At 75.0% G+C, this 1650-nt stretch carries 2 protein-coding genes; both read left to right on the top strand.

All coding sequences use genetic code 11. The annotated features are described in order from the left end of the window. The coding region (locus tag AADR41_RS42025) for an HtaA domain-containing protein (RefSeq protein ID WP_342287735.1) at positions 1–817 on the top strand (817 nt) is incomplete at its 5' end. 81 nt (positions 818–898) lie between these two features. Further along, positions 899–1597 carry a PhzF family phenazine biosynthesis protein gene (locus tag AADR41_RS42020; protein ID WP_342287733.1) on the top strand — a complete coding sequence of 233 codons (699 nt, stop codon included), beginning with the start codon at positions 899–901 and terminating at the stop codon, positions 1595–1597. The last annotated feature ends 53 nt before the right edge of the window (positions 1598–1650 follow it).

Below are 1650 nucleotides of genomic sequence, written 5' to 3'. Positions count from 1 at the left end.
CCCCTCCACCCCGGCCACCGCCGTACCGACCGGCACCCAAGCGGGCCAGATCCACGACGGCACGCTGGACTGGGGCGTCAAGAAGTCCTTCCGCTCGTACGTCACCGGCCCGATCGCCAACGGCAAGGTCCGGATCACGGCAGGCGCCACCGCCTCCGGGGACGGCTACCGCTTCCCCGACGCCACCGGCCGCTTCGACGCCGCGAAGCAGACGCTGAACGCCGGATTCCACGGCAAGGTCCGCTTCCTGGGCCACGAGGAGAACGGCGCGTACACCCTCGATCTCTCCCTGTCCGGCATGGAGATCCAGGTGAACGGCACGAAGGGCAGGCTGATCGCGGACGTCTCCACCAAGGACCGCAAGACCAAGAAGGTCTCCACGTACACCGGTCTGGCCGTCGCCGACCTGAAGCTGCCGAAGGGGCAACTGGCCGCCAAGGGCGGTGTGGTGAACCTCTCGGCCGTCCCGGCGACCCTCACCGCCGACGGCACCAAGGCCTTCGGCGGCATGTACCCGGCCGGTGAGCAGCTCGACGCGCTGACCGTCGCGGTCGCCCTCGACAAGGACGCCGAACTCCCGGCCTCCGCCGGCGGTTCCGGCCTCGCGGGCGGCTCCGGCTCGGCGGGCGGCTCCACGACCGCGGGCGGCGGCGGCGTCGGCGGTGGCGGCTCCGTCGGCGGCGGTTCGGTCGGCGGCGCGGGCTCCCTCGCCGCCACCGGCTCCGACATCCCGGTGGGCGCCCTGTTCGCCGCCTCGGGCGTGGTCGTCGCGGCCGGCGCCGGGGTCGTGATCGCGGCCCGCCGCCGTACCGTCTGACCCGTCGGCGACCGCGCGTGAGGGCACCGCCCGGGTGGGCCGGTCGTACGGCCGCCGCCCGGGCGGTGCTTCAATGCCCAGGTGAACGACAGCGAATTCGACGTACCCGCGGGCATCGACGTACTACGCGTGTTCTGCGGCCCCGACGGCCGGCACGGCAACGCCCTCGGTGTCGTCCGAGACGGCCGCGGCTACCCCGACGAGGCGTCCCGGCAGGCACTGGCCGGCCGGCTCGGCTTCAGCGAGACGGTCTTCGTCGACGACCCCGAGCGCGGACAGGTGGACATCTACACCCCCGGGCTGCGCCTGCCGTTCGCCGGGCACCCGCTCGTCGGCACGGCCTGGCTGCTCGACCTGGAGATCCTGGAACTGGCGGTCGGGGACGTGTTCGCCCGCCAGGACGGCGAGTTCACCTGGATCACCGCCCGCCCCGAATGGGCACCTCCGCGCACGCTGGAGCGGTACGGGTCCGTCGCCGAGGTCGAGGCGCTCACCGGCCCGCCGCCGGGGGAGGGTTGGCTCTATGTCTGGGCCTGGGAGGACGAGGCGGCCGGCCGGGTCAGGGCGCGGGCGTTCCCCCGGCGCGACGACAGCATCGCCGAGGACGAGGCGACCGGGGCGGCCGCGCTGCTGCTCAGCGCGGAGCTGGGGCGGGCCCTCAACATCAGGCAGGGCCGCGGCTCCCAGATCCTCACCGCCCCGGCGCCCGACGGCGCGGTGGAGATCGGCGGCCGCGTCGAGCTGGCCCTGCGCGGAAAGCCCGCCCCGTACGCCGGCTGAGCACGCGGCGGAACACGACGGTGGGGGGGGGGGGGGGGGGGGGGGGGGGGGCG

Origin of the sequence: Streptomyces sp. CLV115, from assembly GCF_038448545.1 — a bacterium.
GTDB classification, from domain to species: domain Bacteria; phylum Actinomycetota; class Actinomycetes; order Streptomycetales; family Streptomycetaceae; genus Streptomyces; species Streptomyces sanglieri.
The sequence above is the reverse complement of the archived record's forward strand: the minus strand, read 5'-3'. Positions and strand labels throughout refer to the sequence as shown.